The sequence below is a fragment of the Alteromonas sp. W364 genome, assembly GCF_031846205.1.
GTDB classification, from domain to species: domain Bacteria; phylum Pseudomonadota; class Gammaproteobacteria; order Enterobacterales; family Alteromonadaceae; genus Glaciecola; species Glaciecola blandensis.
On sequence record NZ_JAVRID010000003.1, the window covers coordinates 1 to 20,254 of the forward strand.

General features: G+C 43.2%; 20 protein-coding genes. 4 read left to right on the forward strand and 16 right to left on the reverse strand.

Annotated features, from left to right (window positions below):
• Positions 1-107: 107 nt before the first annotated feature.
• Both RM556_RS05365 and RM556_RS05370 read right to left on the reverse strand, forming a co-directional pair.
• On the reverse strand, positions 108-3,416 hold the full coding sequence (locus RM556_RS05365; RefSeq protein ID WP_311361044.1) for a two-component regulator propeller domain-containing protein: 3,309 nt from the start codon (positions 3,414-3,416) through the stop codon (positions 108-110).
• A gap of 207 nt (positions 3,417-3,623) precedes the next feature.
• A complete protein-coding gene (locus tag RM556_RS05370) occupies positions 3,624-5,519 on the reverse strand; it encodes a S8 family peptidase (protein ID WP_311374086.1) in 1,896 nt (631 codons plus the stop codon).
• Between the two features lie 273 nt (positions 5,520-5,792).
• Between RM556_RS05370 and RM556_RS05375 the strand changes: the two genes are divergently transcribed.
• Positions 5,793-6,584, forward strand: a complete 792-nt coding sequence (locus RM556_RS05375) for a hypothetical protein (protein WP_311361042.1) — start codon at positions 5,793-5,795, stop codon at positions 6,582-6,584.
• Here RM556_RS05375 and RM556_RS05380 read toward each other — a convergent pair.
• The 12 genes from RM556_RS05380 to rpsJ form a co-directional block, all read right to left on the reverse strand.
• Entirely contained in the window at positions 6,579-8,519 is a 1,941-nt protein-coding gene (locus RM556_RS05380; protein ID WP_311361041.1) for a S9 family peptidase, read from the reverse strand. The two genes, RM556_RS05375 and RM556_RS05380, sit on opposite strands and share 6 nt — an antisense overlap.
• Before the next feature lie 130 nt (positions 8,520-8,649).
• Positions 8,650-8,901, reverse strand: a complete 252-nt coding sequence (gene rpsQ, locus RM556_RS05385; RefSeq protein ID WP_195733449.1) for a 30S ribosomal protein S17 — start codon at positions 8,899-8,901, stop codon at positions 8,650-8,652.
• Entirely contained in the window at positions 8,901-9,092 is a 192-nt protein-coding gene (gene rpmC / locus RM556_RS05390; protein WP_195733448.1) for a 50S ribosomal protein L29, read from the reverse strand. The genes rpsQ and rpmC overlap by 1 nt, the downstream gene beginning before the upstream one ends.
• A complete protein-coding gene (rplP, locus tag RM556_RS05395; protein ID WP_195733447.1) occupies positions 9,092-9,505 on the reverse strand; it encodes a 50S ribosomal protein L16 in 414 nt (137 codons plus the stop codon). Before rplP ends, rpmC begins: the two co-directional genes overlap by 1 nt.
• Before the next feature lie 2 nt (positions 9,506-9,507).
• Positions 9,508-10,209 carry a 30S ribosomal protein S3 gene (rpsC, locus tag RM556_RS05400; RefSeq protein WP_311361040.1) on the reverse strand — a complete coding sequence of 234 codons (702 nt, stop codon included), beginning with the start codon at positions 10,207-10,209 and terminating at the stop codon, positions 9,508-9,510.
• A gap of 9 nt (positions 10,210-10,218) precedes the next feature.
• Positions 10,219-10,551: a 50S ribosomal protein L22 gene (gene rplV, locus RM556_RS05405; protein ID WP_311361039.1), complete on the reverse strand. Its 333-nt coding sequence runs from the start codon at positions 10,549-10,551 to the stop codon at positions 10,219-10,221.
• 10 nt (positions 10,552-10,561) lie between these two features.
• Positions 10,562-10,837: a 30S ribosomal protein S19 gene (gene rpsS / locus RM556_RS05410; RefSeq protein ID WP_010179506.1), complete on the reverse strand. Its 276-nt coding sequence runs from the start codon at positions 10,835-10,837 to the stop codon at positions 10,562-10,564.
• A 15-nt stretch (positions 10,838-10,852) separates the two neighbouring features.
• Positions 10,853-11,677 carry a 50S ribosomal protein L2 gene (rplB, locus tag RM556_RS05415; protein ID WP_311361038.1) on the reverse strand — a complete coding sequence of 275 codons (825 nt, stop codon included), beginning with the start codon at positions 11,675-11,677 and terminating at the stop codon, positions 10,853-10,855.
• A gap of 11 nt (positions 11,678-11,688) precedes the next feature.
• The gene (rplW, locus tag RM556_RS05420; RefSeq protein WP_195733443.1) at positions 11,689-11,988 is read right to left on the reverse strand and encodes a 50S ribosomal protein L23; all 300 of its coding nucleotides are present in this window, start codon (positions 11,986-11,988) and stop codon (positions 11,689-11,691) included.
• Positions 11,985-12,590, reverse strand: a complete 606-nt coding sequence (rplD, locus tag RM556_RS05425) for a 50S ribosomal protein L4 (protein ID WP_311361037.1) — start codon at positions 12,588-12,590, stop codon at positions 11,985-11,987. Before rplD ends, rplW begins: the two co-directional genes overlap by 4 nt.
• Before the next feature lie 17 nt (positions 12,591-12,607).
• A complete protein-coding gene (gene rplC / locus RM556_RS05430) occupies positions 12,608-13,246 on the reverse strand; it encodes a 50S ribosomal protein L3 (RefSeq protein WP_311361036.1) in 639 nt (212 codons plus the stop codon).
• A gap of 18 nt (positions 13,247-13,264) precedes the next feature.
• Positions 13,265-13,576, reverse strand: a complete 312-nt coding sequence (gene rpsJ / locus RM556_RS05435) for a 30S ribosomal protein S10 (RefSeq protein WP_006012796.1) — start codon at positions 13,574-13,576, stop codon at positions 13,265-13,267.
• A gap of 544 nt (positions 13,577-14,120) precedes the next feature.
• Between rpsJ and RM556_RS05440 the strand changes: the two genes are divergently transcribed.
• Positions 14,121-16,352 carry a GspE/PulE family protein gene (locus tag RM556_RS05440; protein ID WP_311361035.1) on the forward strand — a complete coding sequence of 744 codons (2,232 nt, stop codon included), beginning with the start codon at positions 14,121-14,123 and terminating at the stop codon, positions 16,350-16,352.
• 18 nt (positions 16,353-16,370) lie between these two features.
• Here the strand turns inward: RM556_RS05440 and RM556_RS05445 are convergent, their stop codons facing one another.
• A complete protein-coding gene (locus RM556_RS05445) occupies positions 16,371-18,098 on the reverse strand; it encodes a helix-turn-helix domain-containing protein (RefSeq protein WP_311374087.1) in 1,728 nt (575 codons plus the stop codon).
• A 166-nt stretch (positions 18,099-18,264) separates the two neighbouring features.
• A complete protein-coding gene (locus RM556_RS05450; RefSeq protein WP_311361033.1) occupies positions 18,265-18,918 on the reverse strand; it encodes an HAD-IA family hydrolase in 654 nt (217 codons plus the stop codon).
• A gap of 228 nt (positions 18,919-19,146) precedes the next feature.
• On the opposite strand from RM556_RS05450, the gene RM556_RS05455 reads away from it, so the two are divergent.
• Both RM556_RS05455 and RM556_RS05460 read left to right on the forward strand, forming a co-directional pair.
• Positions 19,147-19,437, forward strand: coding sequence for a YebG family protein (locus tag RM556_RS05455; protein WP_311361032.1), 291 nt, complete (start codon positions 19,147-19,149; stop codon positions 19,435-19,437).
• A gap of 38 nt (positions 19,438-19,475) precedes the next feature.
• Complete coding sequence (locus tag RM556_RS05460; RefSeq protein WP_311361031.1) at positions 19,476-20,249, forward strand: MBL fold metallo-hydrolase; 774 nt, start codon at positions 19,476-19,478, stop codon at positions 20,247-20,249.
• The last annotated feature ends 5 nt before the right edge of the window (positions 20,250-20,254 follow it).

Here is a 20,254-nt window from a genome sequence, read left to right on the forward strand (position 1 = left end):
GATGACGTGGTTCGGGGGATGGCGATAAAACATGGTTCCCCGCCTTCGCGGGGATGACGTGGTTGCGGCGATGACAATAGATGCTTAGCAAACAACGGCTGATCTCACTACTTACGGTCTGCTAATGCGCTCACGTTGTTTCGGCTTTGATGCATTGCGCGCATAGTGTCCGGGGTTTCTAGGATGATATGGCCTAATTCAACGGCTTTATCAACGTTATGAGTCAACGTATTCATAACACCCACCGGCGGTATTTCAGGACACTGAACCATACCCACCCAAGTGTTTCGGCCGTTATCTTTTGATTTATACAATGCTTTGTCTGCTAGCAAGTGCACTTGCTCCCAACTCAAGGAATCAGGGCTAAAGTGTGCAAAAGGGTACATCGCGTAGCCGATTGAGCTAGACAAGTGCATCCGTTGAGACAAGCCAATATTAAAACCGTACTTCTCTATCGTTTCTCGAATACGTTCAGCTAGGAAGGAAACTTCACCTTGGTCATGTACTTTACCGATCACCATAAATTCATCACCACCCCAACGGATAACAATGTCATCTTCTCGGCAAACGCTTTGTAATAACTCACCAACTTGAACAATAACGCGGTCTCCAGCGTCATGCCCATAGGTATCATTAATAGGTTTAAAACCATCCAAGTCGAACATCAAAAAGAATAATCGAGGGCCTTCATTAGATTCAGCATCGTGATCAGCCAGGTAAGCATTGAACTCCTGAGAGATGTTCTTACATTCGTCTTTGATAACGTTCGCTAAATAACGGCGGTTGTGTAGACCCGTTAATTGATCTGTCACACTTGCGTTCATTAGTTGTTCGTTGGCAGCACTGAGTTCCATGGTGCGTTTCTGTACTTCATTTTCCAACTGCAGGCGATAAATCTCTTCTTGCTTCACTTTATTCAGGTATGAACGATACAACCAAAACGCCATAGCTAGGAAAACGAAGGTGTACATTGAGTATGCCCACCAAGAGAACCAAGGAGCAGGCAAAACTGTCAGCGGAATATCAGCGCCCTCTTCATTCCAAACACCATCGTTGTTTGAGGCTTTCACTTTGAAAATGTAATTACCAGCAGGAAGGTTAGTGTACGTTGCCTTTCTCACATCTCTGGCTTCAATCCAGTCCGCATCAAAGCCTTCTAGCTTATATGCATAACGATTATTGTCGGGGCTGGCAAAGTCTAATCCTGCAAACTCAAAGGCGATCAAGTAATCCTTGTAAGACACTTCAATTTTGTTCTTTGTGTTACGAGCATAATTCATCGAAGACACTTCATTGAGGCGTTGGAATCGGGTAAGAACGACTGGTGGGACATGGTTATTAGGGGCAATATCGTCTGGATAGAAAGCCGTAACGCCATTTGTACCGCCAAAGAAGAATTTTCCATCCGGCATGACATGATAGGCACCAAAGTTAAATTCATTGCCCTGCAAACCGTGCGAACTATCGTAGTTCAAAATAGACTTTGTTTCAGGGTCGAATTTAGTTAAGCCCCGGTTGGTACTTAACCACAGCATCCCATCATGCTCTTCCAAGATACCAAACACTGAACTACTCGGCAGTCCGTGTTCCCGGCTAAAGACTTCAAATTCGTAATTGCCGATTGCTCGATTTTTGGCTGACAAGAGGTTTAATCCTGCACCTCCTGTTCCTACCCAAATATTCCCCTTTTTATCTTCATGAATAGTAAATACGGTATTGCTCCCAAGACTTTTAGGGTTATTACTTTCTTGTTGAATCCTTGTCGAGGTACCTAGCGCAGGATTGAATAGGTTTAGGCCCTTATCAATAGTGCCAACCCATAACATTTCTTGTTTATCTTCAAAAAGGGCAACCACTTTATCGCTACTGATAGTGAAGTCGTTGTTAGGGTCATGCTGATAGCGTCTAACCGTTTCGGTCTCTTTGTCGAATAAGTTGAGACCGCCGCTGAAAGTCCCCACCCACAAATCATTCGCTTTTGACTTGATAATAGATGTCACACTGTTTGAACCAATCGTCTTATCGTCAGAATTAGATGATTTGTAGTGAATATACTCGCCTGTTCTTCGATCTAGGCGGCTCATACCAGAATAACGATAACCGATCCACAATTCATACTTCGACGTTGCCAGTAAGGCAGTGACGTTATTTTCTCGCAAGCTATTCTTATCGTCTTCATTGTAAAAAGACTGCTCGACTAAGTTAGTATCAAGGTCGAGTAAATTGAGACCTCCCTGAGTCGCAATCCATACTTTGTCATTGCCAGCATTGTGAATAGCATTTATTTTAGGGTCACTCAAACTAACGCTGGTGTCAGCTTGAACACGATAGTAGTCGAACTTCGCGGTTGCAGTATTCCACTTGCTCAGGCCTCGATACGTTCCGACCCAAAAGACCCCACCTTTGTCTTGGAAAAGACTAGTGATATTGTTGTCAGAAATTGAGGTAGGATCGTTTAGATTGTATTGCAGTAACTCTATTTTTTTGGTCGCATTGTCGATAAGGAATAGACCGGTTTCAGCACCTATCCATACATTGCCGATCTGATCTTCGTATATTGCTTTAACGTTAATATCATCAAAGCTTTCTTGTCTAACAAAATTTGGTAATTTTCCGTCAATTACTGGCTGTTTTAAATCAAGAACATGAACGCCATTCTTTAAGGTGCCAATCCATAAGCGCTGTTCTTGATCAATCATGAGTTGGTGGGCCCGAGGCGACACTGTAAGCTCGCTCTCTGATTCAACAAAACGATCGGTAAATAACTCTACAGTATCTGTGCTTCTATCATATCGGTATAAGCCTTGATAAGTTACCGCTATCCATAAACCGTTGCTAATATCTTCAGTGATTGAATCGACCATTAAAGAAGGGTTATCAAAAACAGGATCCAATTGGACCGTTTCAAAACGGTCGTTTGCACGGTTATATCGCACAAGCCCGTCTTCTGTGCCCCCCCAAACGGTATCGAAGGAATCAACATAGACGACTTTAATTACTGATAAACTGTTTTCCCCACCGCCATCTTTACTTTGATAGCTCTTGAAACTCTGCGTGGATTTATCGAAAACATTCACACCCTTATCGGTACCAAGCCAGATTAGGCCGTCAGAGGTTTCAGCAATGGAATACACATACGAAGAGCTCATTGTGTTAGGCGAGGTTAAGCTGCTTGAAAACACTTTAAACTGATAGCCATCAAAGCGATTTAAGCCTTCTTGCGTGCCAAACCACATAAAGCCTTCGCTATCTTGGTGAATCGCTCTTACATTCTCTTGCGATAAACCTTCAGTAAGACCAAAAGTTTCAAAACGGATATTATCTTGGCCGGCCTGCAATAGACCATGGAATAGGACGACACTAAACAGCAGTGCTTTTATTCCGATGTTAAAACCAATGGAGAAACGATTTTTCATAATATCCTGTTGCCGCAATTGTCGATGAAAGAAGCTTGCGTTTCCAAGCTGCAAGTACTGGGACTGATAGTAACTGGCCCATAATAAGTCATTTCTGCATAGAAATCAGTTAGCTTAGGTATTATTTTCTATACTAAGTTGCTTTAATGCTGACATAAAAAAGGCCATCGATGATGGCCTTTGATTTTAAAGTCATTTTGGACTTTTTTAGTTGAGTGGCGGTGCGACTGGAGCAGACCTTTCAGTGGTTTCCCACTCTTGGACTGGTTCTTCACCATCTTCATCTTGAATCGCAAGGTCTGATGGAGTCACTACCGAATCAGCAACTTCAGAGAATAGGTCACGGTTATTCCAAGCTTCCGCAAACATACCTGAATCACCCCACTGATGTCCTTCAGCAAAGATACCTGAGTCGCCCCATTGATGTCCTTCAGCGAAGATACCTGAGTCGCCCCACTGATGACCTTCTGCTAAGATACCTAAATCGCCCCATTGATGACCTTCAGAGAAAATACCTGAGTCGCCCCATTGATGACCTTCTGCAAAAATACCAGAGTCGCCCCATTGATGACCTTCAGCCAACATACTAGAGTCTCCCCATTGATGACCTTCAGTAACTAATTTGTCGCCGACTAAGATAGCAAATTCACCACCTGTGGTTTTTGTTACGGGGCCCATAAAGTGCGCAGTACCGGCTAAATCAGCTTGGATATCTAAACCACGGTTTGCACAACCTGTTTTGTTACTCGCAACAGCGGCGTAAGCATTGACCATACCGTGGCCTTGCTCGAACGGTGAAAACTTCATTTTACCAGACTCGTCATGCGCCATCTTTGCGCTTGCCATGATGCGACACTTAACGTCATCTGGTGACAAGTAGGGATTGTATTGAAGCATTAATGCTGCAATACCAGAAACCACTGCTGACGCTTGTGAGGTTCCAGAAACTTCTTGGTAACCCAGGCCTGTCTCACTTTCGAAGAACTGACCGAAGGCATATCGGTTATCTACTTTAGCGGCAATGTGACCACCATAAGCAACAACCTCTGGCTTTACAAAACCTTCAACGGTAGGACCTGTTGAAGAGAACGTAGTTACACGGTCATCAGAATAATCAAATGGTGTGTAGCTATCTGTAATCGCGCCAACCGTAATGATGTATGGGTTATTACCAGGAACGGTAATACTCATATCTTCGTGACCACTGTTACCAGCAGAGGTAACCACTACAATACCGGCTTCCCAAAGCTTCATGATCGCTTGGTTTATTGGGTCGTCCCAATAGTTAGATTGGACATCAGCGCCCAATGATAAATTTAAAACGCGAATTCGATAGGTTTCACGATTGTGATAAATCCAGTTCAAACCGTCTAACACTTTTGAGTAGCTACTTTGACCATTCTTATCGAATGCTTTCACTGATAAAAGGTAAACGTCTGGTGCAATACCGTTAAACTTACCGTTGTCAGCTTTCAGGCTACTAGCGATAATGCCAGACACATGTGAACCGTGACCGTTTTTATCATCGTTCAACCACCAAGTACGACGGCTTTTAATTGCATCGTATTTAGCAGGAACACGCCAGTAACCTTCAGAATCGACCAATAGGTTGAAACCGTGTTGGCCAGCCATGATAGTACCACTGTCTAGTACAGCAACGGTTACACCCAAACCTGTGATACCGAGCTCGTGCAATTGGTCAGCACCAGTCTGTGTTGAAATGTAGTTATCAATGATGAACTTTTTGTTCTGGCCGTTACCCGCACTCATTGTAGCTACCGAGCGATCATCTTGAATTCTTACATCGTCGAGCTGTGCAATCACTTCTGCTTGTGACGGAGTTAGCACTGCGCTAACTGCATTGATGATTGGAAACTCTCTTGAAATACTCCCACCAACACTTGTTACCGCTGTTTTTAATGTCTCTGAACCTTTACCTTGGACGATGTATGATTTAGGCTGTTCTTTAGCCTTCTTTACCGCACCGTTGCCAGCGTCAGTCGATAAAAAATCACCGTATCCATTCGTTGCGACAGCGCCGGCGAAACCGACTACTGCAACAGAGGCGAACATCATCGTCTTTAAAGTGTTGCTGATAGACATGTGTAACTCCAAATAAAAATATACTTTCTCTGTCGCCGATAATGCACAGTGTATGCCAACTTTCAAAAAATCGTATCCCACTGTTTTTATTGGACTATTTATTTGGAAGGTATGTAAATTTTAATTTCGAATAACAATATGACTTAATTTATGAACTAAATTATGGTTTAGTCATTTATAGAGTCATTTTTTAAGTCGCAGCTTAGGCTTGCAAAAAGTTAGATGGTTATCTATGCGGTTGTTGATTACAATGCTCAAATAATAGGAGTGTTTATGAACAAATTGCTTGTCGTATTAATTGTAGTTGTGGCGCTTGTTGCCGCTTACGCGGTATTTAGTATCAACGAAGAGCCTCTTGCTGACACTGGCAGTGAATTTACTGAGATACCAAAACAGCAAGCTAACAAACGTAGTATCGACCAAGAAATTAAAAACTTTAACCAAGAGAAGGAGAATGTCGTTGATGAAGAGCCTACTGTGCTTTCTGTGAGCGACGATCTGTCCGATCTGCCTGCCAAGTTTGTGCTTAGTGGCATTGTGTATAGTCAGAGTGTTGCTGAAAGCTTTACTGCTCTGTTAGTTGACCAAGCTGCCGGTGAGTACTTTGTTGACGAAAACATTAACAACTTAGATGTATATGTTAAACGCATCAATAAAGCGTCAATTATTTTAGAGTTTGAGTCGAGAGACTATGAGCTCTTCTTGGGCGAGACAAACAGCTTAATTGAAGAGCAGACTCAACAACGATTCAACGAGATGACGGCGAAAGAAATAGGTTCAAGACCAAGACAGTTAGAACACATCGTGAAAACACTTCCTAACTTGTTTAATGATGGGGGTAAAGTCATTATTCCTGGTATGAACCCAGACCTCTATTCTAAAGTACGTTTTCAAGAGGGTGACGTACTCTTAGAGGTAAATGGTTTCGAAATAGATGACGATAAACAATTAAGTGACCTTCAAAAGGAAATACGCTCTGCTCAAACACTTACTTTTAAGGTAAACAGAGCGGGTAGATTGATTACGCTTTATCTCGACATACCGCATGAGGCTCTAAAACTATAAGTTTTCCTTTAGAAACGCAGCAACGGTTTCGTACCATTCTGCTCTATTTTCTTCATCATAAAAGCCATGACTTTCGGTACCCTTTACAAACCACTCAAATGGTTTTCCCTGTTCAATTAGCTTATCTCTGAGTAACTCCGCATGAATAAAGGGTGTTCGTCTGTCTTTTTTACCATGGCCGATCAGTATGGGTGCGGCTATTCGGGAAATGTAATTAATAGGCGAAAACGTCTTCAAAATGTCTGGGTCATCACCTAAGTATTCCAACAAGCGAGTTTTTCCGTAGAGCATGTCTGGAATGTCCCCCTCTTCGAACATCAGCGTTAAATCGTAAACCCCAGCATTCGCCACGACACAGTCGAATAATTCAGGTGCCATGGTCGCTGCCATAACCGCAGAATAGCCACCGAAGCTAGCGCCCATAATACACACTCTATCGTTACTGACCCTGTCTTGATTCATTGCCCATTGTGCGCCTTCAATGATATCCAATTGAATCCGGTTGCCCCATTCCTGGTAGCCGGAATAGCGATAGTCTGAACCATATCCACCAGAGCCTCGATAATTGACACGCAACACGGCATAACCTTGAGAGGCAAGATATTGAACATCTCGATCAAACGTCCAGTAATCTCTAACACCATGAGGACCACCATGCACCAGCACTACTAAAGGCGCATCTTTATCTTTAGGCACCGACACAGGTAGCGTTAAAAAGCCATGAATGAGCACGTCATCGCTTGCAGCAAAAGTGACTGGTTTGGATTCAGACATCAGTTCTATGGGAATAGAATCTAAGTTCCTGAACAAAAACTGGAGGGAATTGGTCGCCTTATCGAACAAATAGAAGGTACCAGGCGAAATATCGCTGCTAACATAGAGTATCCATTTGTTGCCATTTTCGCTGCGACTGATCAATTCAACCTTGTTACCGGGGAATGTTTGTAGGAATTGCTTGTAAAGCTTCACCTCATAAGTGTTCTTGCCGAACATGACATAGTCAGGCCTACCATCATCCAGACGCAAAGCGTAGGGTGTGCCACCATCAGCACTGAAAACAATACTAGTAATATCGACTACCTTATCGGTAAACAGGTGCTTCACCTCTTCGGTTTCTAGGTCGAATTTATACAAACCCGTCTTATCTTTACCACCACTATCTGTAACGTACAAACTAGTGTTTTTGCTGTCTAAAGCAATGGGATTAAAACTCTTGCCCAATACTTCATTGCTAAGCTGTTGCCAATCGTTAGTTTCTTGAATGCGCTTGAACACAGCAGCGTAACCGTTCTCACCGGCACCCACGACTAATTTTACCTTACCGTCACTATCAGTAATAAACTCAGCTTGCGGTACTGGAGACTGGGCAATGGTATTTGACATCTGACCGTTATAAACATTGAGTTTGTGTACTGTTGGGAGCTTACTACCATCAGAAGACATGGGTGTTGACATGATAAGAACGTGTTTTTCGTCGTCAGGTAAAACGTCTAAGAGCTCACCCCAACCACGAGTTGATTGTTTCCGATTGAGCCTGCTACCGGTCTTTGTACCTCCGGCTCTGTAACCAAAAATCATGAGACCGTTACTGCCATCATAGTTAACCGAATAGAGTTCGCCGTAGTTAACATGCTGTTCACTGGCAATCTCTCTTTCTAGCACTTGAATAACCAGCCGTTCATTATTTACCCACCAATAATTACCCGGTTCGTAGCGTCCATCGAAAGAAACAGTACCAACAGGTTTGAAGGTACTCAAATCCATAATGACAAGGCGGCCTAAACCGTCTTGAGTAATATTGATAGCAAGTTTACTGCCATCGGGAGAAAGGTCAGCGTTAGTATAGGTATAGTACTTTGAGATATCTGTGGCGGAAATAGTTGCAAAGACTTGGCTTGTGCACAGCAGAGCAAAAATGAAAAAGAGTCTTTTCATGATATTCATCCTTGAATTAATTTAAGCGACCTTACATGGTCATCTTTTTTAATGTAGCAAAATTCTTCCGGAATTAAAAACAAAAAAGGCGCAGACCCCGAGGGGTTGCGCCTTTTTCAAATAGCTTAAATTAAGCTTTAACTACAACGTCAACTAACTTCCAAGTCTTAGACTTTGAAATTGGGCGACATTCAGTAATTGTAACTACGTCACCTTCATTACACACGTTAGCTTCGTCGTGTGCGTGTAGCTTGGTTGAGCGCTTGATAAACTTCCCATAGATTGGGTGCTTAACAGTTCTCTCAACCATAACAGTAATGGTTTTATCCATTTTGTTACTAGTTACACGGCCTTGTACTGTACGAATTTTCTGTTCAGTCATTACGAATCAGCCTTTTGAGTTAAGATAGTTTTAACACGTGCGATGCTGCGACGTACTGTTCTCAATTGGTCAGTTTTTTCAAGCTGGCCTGTAGAGTGTTGCATGCGAAGATTAAATTGCTCACGAAGCAAGTTAATTAGTTCCGCGTTCAACTCTTCTACGCTTTTTTCTTTAAGTTCAGTCGCTTTCATTACATCACCGTCCGAGTTACAAAGGTTGTTTTAAATGGCAATTTAGCCGCAGCCAATGCAAACGCTTCACGAGCTAATGATTCTGGAACACCTTCCATTTCATATAACACGCGTCCTGGTTGAATTTGGCATACCCAGTACTCAACGTTACCTTTACCTTTACCTTGACGAACTTCTAAAGGTTTTTCAGTAATTGGTTTGTCAGGGAAAACTCGAATCCAAATTTTACCTTGACGTTTAACGTGACGAGTCATGGCACGACGAGCTGCTTCGATTTGGCGAGCAGTCATACGACCACGGCCTACCGATTTAAGACCATATGTCCCGAAGCTTACTTTGCTACCAGCAATAGCAAGACCACGGTTACGACCTTTATGCATTTTACGAAATTTCGTACGCTTTGGTTGTAACATGATTAGCCCTCTCGTTTAGCGTTGCGGCCTTTCTTCTTAGGTGCTGGAGCTGGTTGCTCTTGAGTAAGAGGCAAACCGCCCAATACTTCACCTTTGAAGATCCACACTTTAACGCCAATGATACCGTATTGAGTGAGTGCTTCAGACGTCGCATAATCGATGTCTGCACGGAAAGTGTGTAGTGGTACACGACCTTCACGATACCATTCGCCACGTGCAATCTCTGCTCCGCCCAAACGGCCACTAACTTCAACTTTGATACCAAGTGCACCTAAACGCATTGCGTTTTGAACAGCACGCTTCATAGCGCGACGGAACATAACACGGCGTTCAAGCTGGCTTGAAATGCTGTCAGCTACAAGCTGTGCATCAAGTTCAGGTTTACGTACTTCAGCAATATTGATCTGAGCTGGCACACCGGCTAGCTTAGAAACATGATTGCGAAGCTTCTCTACGTCTTCACCTTTCTTACCGATAACAACACCAGGGCGAGCAGTGTGAATAGTCACACGGATACTCTTAGCTGGACGTTCGATAACGATTTTCGAAAGTGACGCGCTCTTTAACTGTTTCGTCAAATATTGACGGACCTGGTGGTCATTAAACAAGTTATCTGCATACTCTGCTGTATTAGCGTACCAAGTAGATGTCCATGGTTTGCTGATACCCAGGCGTATACCGGTAGGATGAACCTTCTGTCCCATAATCTACTCCTAGTTATCCGCCACAACCACAGTGATGTGACTGCTACGCTTAAAGATACGATCAGCACGGCCTTTGGCACGTGTTTTGATTCGCTTCATAGTCGGGCCTTCGTCAACAAAGATTTTAGTTACCGACAATTCGTCGATATCTGCACCTTCGTTGTTTTCAGCGTTAGCAATGGCTGATTCAAGAACTTTCTTGACCAACGCAGCGCTTTTCTTTGGGCTGTACGCTAAAACTTCTAAAGCTTTTTCAACGTGCAATCCGCGGATTTGATCTGCTACCAAGCGTGCCTTCTGAGGTGACGTACGAGCAAAACGGTGTTTAGCTAATGCTTCCATTTTATTCCCCTTATCTCTTGGCTTTCTTATCTGCGACATGGCCGCGATAAGTACGCGTTGGAGCAAATTCGCCCAACTTATGGCCGACCATTTCGTCACTGACGAATACAGGAACGTGCTGGCGACCGTTATGGACCGCAATGGTCAACCCAATCATATCTGGGATGATCATGGAGCGACGAGACCAAGTTTTAATTGGTTTCTTGTCGCTCTTTTCCACTGCAGCTTCTACCTTCTTCAGCAAGTGCAGGTCAATAAAAGGACCTTTCTTGAGAGAACGTGGCATGGTGAATCCTCGCTGTTATTTATTTCGACGACGTACGATAAGTCTATCGGTACGCTTATTACTTCGGGTTTTCTTACCTTTCGTAGGAACACCCCAAGGTGATACTGGATGACGACCACCAGAAGTACGACCTTCACCACCACCGTGCGGGTGATCAACCGGGTTCATGGCAACACCACGAACTGTTGGTCTAACACCACGCCAGCGTGTAGCACCGGCTTTACCTAGTGAACGAAGCATATGCTCAGCATTACCCACTTCACCGATTGTTGCACGGCAGTCAGCTAATACTTTACGCACTTCACCAGAACGAAGACGTAATGTTACATACGCTCCATCTTTAGCAAGCATTTGTGCGTATGCACCAGCAGAACGTGCAATTTGTGCACCTTTGCCAGGCTTCATTTCGATCGCGTGTACTGTTGAACCTACAGGAATGTTGCGCATTGGCATTGCATTTCCTGGTTTAATAGGTGCATCAGACCCAGATTGGATTGCATCGCCAGCTTTAGCGCCTTTAGGTGCTAAAATGTAACGACGCTCACCGTCTGCGTATAATACCAAAGCGATATTAGACGAACGGTTTGGATCATATTCTAAACGCTCAATCTTCGCAGGGATGCCGTCTTTATTACGTTTGAAGTCAATAATACGGTAGTGTTGCTTATGACCACCACCAATATGACGAACTGTAATACGACCGTTGTTGTTGCGACCGCCAGACTTGCTTAATTTATCAAGCAAAGGAGCATGTGGTGCACCTTTATGAAGATCTGGGTTAACAACCTGAACGACGTGACGACGACCGGCAGAAGTTGGCTTAGCTTTCAATAATGGCATTTCTAATCCCCTTACTCAGCCGCACCGACGAAGTCGATGTCTTGACCTTCTTTAAGCACAACATATGCTTTTTTCCAGTCACTGCGTTTGCCGAAAAACTGACCGTGACGCTTAGTTTTACCTTTGCATACTACGGTACGAACAGAATTCACTTCAACTTCAAACAATTTTTCAACTGCAGCTTTGATTTCTGCTTTGTTCGCGTCTTTTAGAACCTTAAAAACAACTGTATTGTTTAGTTCAGCAGCCATTGTAGACTTTTCTGAAACATGAGGTGCTAAAATGACTTTTAATAAACGTTCTTCGTTCATGCTAGTGCCTCCTCAAGTTGTTTAACCGCTTCAGCAGTAATCAACACTTTATCAAATGCGATTAGGCTTACTGGGTCGATTCCTTGAACGTCAACAACGTCAACTTTATAAAGGTTACGTGAGGCTAAGAACAAGTTCTCATCAACATCTGGTGTAACAATTAACACGTCGTTTAATTCGTATTCATTCAATTTCGCTAAAAGTTCTTTAGTCTTTGGTGCTTCAACACCAAATTTTTCAACAACGATTAAGCGTTCTTGACGTACCAATTCAGATAGGATGCTTTTGATCGCTCCACGGTACATCTTTTTGTTAACTTTTTGGTCAAAGTCACGAGGTTTCGCAGCAAATGCACGACCACCACCAACCCAAATTGGGCTTCGGATAGTACCAGCACGAGCACGACCTGTGCCTTTTTGACGCCATGGCTTCTTACCGCCACCACGTACTTCAGAGCGCGTTTTCTGCGCTTTAGTACCCTGACGAGCACCTGCACCGAATGCAACAACCACTTGATGTACAAGTGCTTCGTTGAATTCACGTCCAAAGGTAGTGTCGGATACTTCAAGAGCGCCTTTCGCGTCTTTCAATGATAATTCCATCAGATTACTCCCAGACGTTACGCTTTAACAGCCGGCTTGACGATAACGTCACTGCCAGTTGCGCCAGGTACGGCACCTTTAATTAATAAAAGGTTGTTTTCAGCATCAACACGTACAAGCTCTAAAGATTGAGTGGTGATTCGCTTGTTACCAAGCTGACCAGCCATTTTCTTACCTTTAAATACTTTACCAGGTGATTGGTTTTGACCAATTGAACCTGGAGCACGGTGAGATAGTGAGTTACCGTGAGTCATACGCTGTGAACTAAAGTTCCAACGTTTGATTGCACCTTGGAAACCTTTACCTTTTGATGTACCTGCTACATCGACTTTCTTCGTGTCATTGAAGATTTCAACAGTGATTTCACTGCCCACTTCAATTTCACCGCCTTCATTTTCATTAAGACGGAATTCCCACAAGCCGCGACCTGCTTCCACGCCAGCTTTAGCAAAATGACCTGCTGAAGCCTTATTAACGCGGTTAGCTTTCTTAGTGCCAGCGGTAACTTGTAGTGCACGATAACCGTCAGTTTCCTCAGTACGTAACTGAGTAACACGGTTTGGGGTCGCTTCAATAACAGTCACAGGGATTGAAACACCATCTTCTGTGAAGATGCGAGTCATACCCACTTTACGACCGATAAGACCAATCGACATTGTTATTACCCTCTCTTGTTAGCCCAGGCTGATTTGAACATCAACGCCGGCAGCCAAGTCCAATCTCATCAAAGCATCAACTGTTTTGTCAGTTGGCTCAATGATATCTACTAAACGTTTGTGTGTGCGGATTTCGTATTGATCTCGTGCGTCTTTATTAACGTGCGGAGATGTTAGAACTGTGTAACGCTCTTTGCGTGTAGGTAAAGGGATAGGACCCGATACTTGTGCGCCAGTACGTTTCGCAGTTTCAACGATTTCAGCAGTAGACTGATCGATCAACTTGTGATCAAACGCTTTTAAACGAATACGAATTCTTTGATTTGGCATCGATTAAGCTCCAATCGAAAGAACAAAAAAATTCACCTTTTCACTCCTATTGCTTTCTTAAAAAGCGTGGATGAAAAGATGTGCGTAAACCATTGACCTCCAATTGAGGTCCTGTTCATATGTCAGTTTGCTCAGGAGTTACCGAAGTAGCTATTGAGCGCGCCGTGTAACTAAAGAAGCTAATGCTTATTGACCTAGTTACTCGAACAACTAACGAGTGTCTTTTTCAAAGTATCTGTAAGACAGTGGGCGCGAATTATACAGAGGAGAGAGGAAAAGGCAAGCGCTAAATAGCTTTCTTTGCATATAGCCTTATTTCTGAACTATTCTGTCCTGATAGTCGCATTAAATTCGACGGTAAAAAGCATTAAAATATGAAGCTTGAGTGCAAAAACTCGCCATAAAACAGCTTGAATTACGAAAACATCAGGTTTTTTGATATTCTTGCCGATACCTTTGGTATACCTATGTATTCAAAATTAGTCTGTGTCAATACGCTGTATCATTCTATGATAGCAGCTCAATCAGGATTAAAGATTTAACTATGATAGAAAGTACGGCGCATCAACCAGCGATTGAAAATTTAAGAACGCAGCTAGCCGCGCATCCCACGCTAATGGATGCCTATGGCCAAGTCGAGCCGATTATTCTACAAATTTTCGGCGCTCAGCGTATGAGTTTATTTCAACGCCGCCGTCAACATCAAGATCTTGTCGCCCGGTTTAAGACGGGTAAAGAAACGCGTTCTATAAAGGTACCGATCAGCCCACTATCAATCGCTGGCTACGTTGCGCTAGCTCAACGGCCTCTTGTCATCGATGACCCATACAATGCAGAAGCGCTTGCTGCTGTGCATCCTAGACTACGTTTTGCAGGTCAGTTTGATAAATCAGGGACATTCACGACACAAAATATACTTTGTGTGCCAGTTATTAATGCAGATGTATTAATGGGTGTCATGCAAATCATCAATAAAATCGATGAACCTTTCTCAGATAAAGATGTGCAAGTGGCTGTGCAGGTTGCCGAAATATTAGGCGACAAATTCAGATACGAGTTAGGTGGTACAAAGCATCAGTTCGAATATCTCATTCATCGCGGCTTAACATCTCAGAAGACCATTGATGAGCTATCAGAAAATGAAGCAACCACTAAACAAATTATTCAACGACTTGTTTCTGAACACCGTATTGCGGAAGATGAAATTGGCAACGCGATCTCTGTGCATTATCAAGTCCCGTTTATTAACTATTTGCCAGACAAATATCATTTATACCAAAGTGACAGTCGCTTAAACCTCTCATATTTAAAACGTAATCATGTCGCGGTTGTTTCTGACGCTAACGATAGTCCAATTGTTTTAATGGCAGAACCAAACAATGCAACGCTATTAATGGAAATAGAGAGTGCATTAGGTATCGATAGTTATGAAATAGCCGTCGGTCTGCCAAATCATATCCTACAATATCTCGGTGAGAACGTGGGGGGCTCGGGCCCTGGTGAACTCGATGAGATTCTTGACGAAATCGGCACATCAGGTGAAGAAGACGATGAACTCGGTGACGAGTTATCAGATGACGCACCAGCGGTTGTTAGGCTGGTTAGCCGAGTACTTCATGACGCAAAACGGCTAAACGCTTCCGATATACACATTGACCCAGAGAAAGGCGCGCCGACTCGAGTGCGGATGCGGGTTGATGGTGTTGTAAGAGATATTAATCAAGTGCCAGCGTCCCATCACAATGCGGTGATCGCACGTATCAAAATTATGGCAAGTTTGAACATCGCAGAAAAGCGCGTACCACAGGATGGTAAGTTAACGTTTAGAATGTCCGGACAGCCTGTTGAAGTGCGGGTAGCGACTATCCCGACTGTAGCAGGTGAAGGCGTGGTAATGCGTATTCTTGCCACCGGTGGCGCGATGCCAATAGAAAAAATGAATCTATCGCCGCGCAATATGGGCATGATAGAGGAAATGATAAAACGACCGCATGGTATCTTGCTGGTTGTTGGACCAACAGGTTCGGGTAAAACAACCACACTGCACGCCGTGTTAGGTTACCTAAACACGCCTGACAAGAAAATTTGGACCGCCGAGGATCCGGTGGAGATTACGCAACCTGGATTACAACAAGTGCAGGTAGTACCTAAGATCGGTTTTACGTTCGCGAATGCACTTCGTGCCTTCTTGCGTGCTGACCCTGACATTATACTGATTGGTGAGATGCGTGATAAAGAAACAGCACACGCTGGTATCGAAGCGTCACTGACGGGTCACTTAGTATTGTCAACACTGCATACTAACTCAGCGCCTGAGACCATTACTCGTTTGCTAGACTTAGGCCTTGACCCAGTCAACTTCGCAGACGCCTGTGTGGGTATCCTAGCTCAGCGTTTGATCAGAACAATCTGCAAAGAATGTAAAAAGCCTTATATGGCAAGTGATGACGACAAGGCGTTTATTCGCCGTCAGTATGGTGAAGCGCGAATCGAAGAGCTTGGAATTGACTTTGATAAAGACCTAGAGTTACACAAAGGTGAAGGCTGTGAGAACTGCGGTGGCACTGGCTATAAAGGAAGAACCGGTGTACATGAGTTACTGGGCATGTCGTCAGAGTTACGCTCACTGGTTTATAAAGAGGCGTCGGTTCCAGAAATGAAGGAGCAAGCTGACAAAGACGGTATGAGAACCTTGACCCAAGATGCTATCTTGAAAGTCATCAAAGGCGATACCGATATTGCTCAAGTACAAATCCTCAGTGGCGGTGGGCACTAGTCCACCGGCTGTAAATTGTTAAGCGCAATTGCTCACTAGTTGAGAAGGTGAAATGCTATATTCAGCCTTAAAACAAGTGCTAAAGTATGAGGGTGAATTAAAGCCAACATCAAAAGCCACTTCGTTAATTTGATAACCTTTATTTAGCAAGACTTTGGCCGTTTCTAGTCGATACTTTTTTAAATATTCATTGAAGTTATGAGAATAGACGTCTTTTAATCGGCGGTTCAAGGTGCGCTCCGTGACACTCATATGGGTTGCGGCTATCTCTCGAGTAAAACATTCATTTGAATAATTTTCACTGATCATGGCATTAAAGCGTTCAATAAAGCTTTGCTCCTTTTCATCACTGGCGTCATATGGCGCCGGTGTAGATAATTGCTGGCGGTGATACTCAGTGAGCTTTTCGCCAACCCGATCTTCTAACATTTGTTTCTGCTGCACCAAGCTAGCCAAGATGAGTTGCAATTCTTGCTGCACAATTGGCTTGCTGATGACCTGAGAAGCACCCACCTCTAAGGCTGATAACTTGAAGCTTTGAGAAGAAAGGCTACAAGCCACCAGTATTGGCAAATCGTGGGTTTGCGGGTTATTGCGAATCAAACGAATCAGTTCAATAGCACCGAGGGTGGGCGTTGATTGCTCAATGTAAATCACATCCGGCTTGGTATTATGAATCATCTGTAAACTGTCCAAGGCACGCGTACACGCCAAGCAAATGAAATGCTCTTGAAGACTTTGATGTAGTAAGCGCTGGGATTGTTGGTCTTCATCTACTATCAATATAGTCGGCTTTGCCACCGCGGCACTCGTAATAGAGAGCTGAGATGCATCGTTATTAAGACCTTCCGTTCTCGCTGTTATGGCATCTTTAAAGGAAACTACGTCACACGCGTTGATTGGCAGGGTAATGAAAACCGTGGTCATGTAGTTAATTGCACTGACGAGTTTAATACTGCCATTATTAGATTCTATCATTCGCTGTGCACTGGCTAAGTTCACATCATTCTCTGCATCGTAAGCTCTTTTACTGTAGTGCAGATTTGGACTCGCCTTCGCTGAAAAACCAATCTTTTTGACCTCAAGGTCAGTTAAACCAGCACCAAAACCGGTCAATCGGATATGATAGTGAGTGCCGTCACACTGAGTAGTAAGAGTCAGTTCCGTATTGGCATCAGAGGTTTTTGCAACTGCATGAAGTAAACCCCGAAGCACTTTATCTAGCACGCCAACCGAAAGATCCAAGTACGCTTGCTTACCATTGTTCAACAATAAAGTTTGATTGTAAGACCAACAAATTGATTTTAAAAAATCTGTGTTCGCCTGCAACACAGATGAGGTGCTTACTGTAGTTCGATTAATGGGACGGCTAAGTTCGCGGAGTGAAAAGTGCTGCAGACGTTCTGAAAGTTGTACAATATTGTTCCAGTTTTTGCGACTACTCTGCCTACGATCTTGGTCAACAAAAGGCTGCGTAAGGTATGCACTTTGCTTACCTAATTCTTGCGACAAGCTTACCCTCATTTGCTTGCCAATAGCGTTAATGCTTAATTGTTGCTGCGTGACTAATTCCAATGCAGATTTCTTCTGCTCGATAACATTTGTATATTGATTCTTGGCCCTATACAAAGCAAGCCGATAGCGCTGGGCACGAAACAAGGTGATGACAAGCAATACAAGGAGAAAAGTGTCGAATAAAACACTGCTCAATGGGTGTTGAAAAATATCTATAAACTGCAAAAACACGGTACTTCCTGTGTGTGTAACTTAATCCTTTAGGCTATGGTGCTCACTTTTCCTTACATAAACAACTGGCCTTAAGGCGTGTATATATACAGCGAGAGCGCAAAGAGTAAACAGTTTTGACATTAAACGAAAGTATGAATTTTGCTTGATACCAGGCAAGTGATAGTTATGCTTGTTGAAACAATAAGTTATTCTTAGATATAAAACGCAAGCAATCTTCAAACTTATTTGATTCTGCACAATTTGTATACAGCCAAGCCTGCATGTTCGCATTATGTGCTGCAAAGATGTCATATTTATAGTCACCAATATACGCCAACTCTTCACATGGCAACTGCCATTGCTCAGCAATCTGGAGTAATGCGCTAGGATCTGGTTTAGGAGGGGCATCTTCTCTAGTAACGACGAGTTCGATGTCTATCTTATTTTTATCTATTTTGGTGTTCGTTGCGGCTTTGCAATTGCGCGTTACAATCGCAAGTGGAAGTTGCTTTGCTCGCGCCTGTTGAACGAAATTCTCAGCGCCAGGCATCCATGTGGAACTGAGCGCGTCATCCAATTCGTGTTCCAAAATAATTTGATGCGCTTTTGCTTTTGTTTCCATACACCCGATAGTCTCAACAAATGTTAAAATATCTGCATCATGTGGGCAGGCAATGTCCTTCTTTATTGCAGCAAAATTCAACTGGGTTTGTACTAAAGTGTCATCTAGGTCGAATATGATCCCGCTGACGTTATCGAAAGAAAAAATAAGATGTCCTTGAGTTTTTGCAATAAGTGTATCAACCAAGATAACGTGAGTAGTCTTATTTTGGTTCAATTTTCTAACAATGGAACTAAGTTGGGTGTGCGCTTAGTTGAAAAATGTTGTTTCGTATTGCAATGTTTTATACACAGTTTTGTAGAGCATACCAAAGTTATTAACAAACTGTTTATTTATACAGTGCATTAATGTATTCTGTATTAAAAGCAGTGTCGATTTTTAGAAGATTGTGTTTGTAGTAACTCTCATGGTCACTAAAATATTAAATAAATAATGGAGGCCAATATGGCAGTTATCACTCAGTATGTAGTTCAGCATAAAGGAGTTGAGAAATTGGTGACAACGGACAAAAAAGAAGCCGACAAGTATGACAAAATGTTAGAGGTTGCCGACAACCTTAGCGCTTACTTAGCAGCTAAAGGTGTTGAGCTAACGGAAAGCGTTTCTGAAGAGCTTGGTATTTTATTATCTAAGAACAAAGACTCAGTGATGAAGATCATGAAAGGTGCTGAAGCGGATAGTATATTAGAAGTAGAGTCAGCTGATGTAGTTGAATTAAGCGCCGCCAAGAAATAGTAAGCGATTACTGACACCATTAGAGGTATCTTGCGTCAGTGAAAATTCACCGCATTAAAGGCTTTATCCAAAATATCTATTTGGTCGAATATCCCGATAAGTGCATGCTTCTCGACGGCTGTTCTCGAGCAGATTTTACCACGGTGAAAGCGTTTTTTGCCAACACCCTAAAACGACCGCTAAGTGATCTCCGCATTGTAGTAGTGACTCACATGCATCCCGATCATGCTGGTTGTGCACACCACTTCAGAACTGCAACAGGTTGTAAGATCGTTAGCGCGAACAAAACTACGCAATGGTATCGTGGTTTACAAGGTCGACTCTCTCACCTGATGGATATCGGTTTAGCTTACTGGGTGGCAAACAAAATGAAGCGACCTAAGCGAAACATTTGGTATTCTCCCTATTTACAGCCAGATTATCACCTGAACGACGGAGATAAGATTCCAGAGTTCGACGAGTGGAGCGTTTTTGAGACGCCGGGTCATACCGACAGAGATTTGTCCGTAATGCACATGCCAAGTAAGCGAATTTATGTAGCCGATTTAATCGTTAGAGTAAAAAAAGAGTTGTCGCCTCCCTTTCCGGTCCACATTCCTCACCTTTACAAAGCATCATTGCAAAAACTTGAAAGAATGCAGCCTAATTCGGTTTTGATGGCGCATGCAGAAGAAATTTCATTGGATGCTGAAGACTATGAGTCTTTATTGACTAAAGCGCCAGAGACACCAGAAACCAACCAAATGGCAATTAAACAGATGTTGAAAGGATATGTGTCGAAGAACAAACTAAACCTTAGGAACAAGTCCTAAGGTTA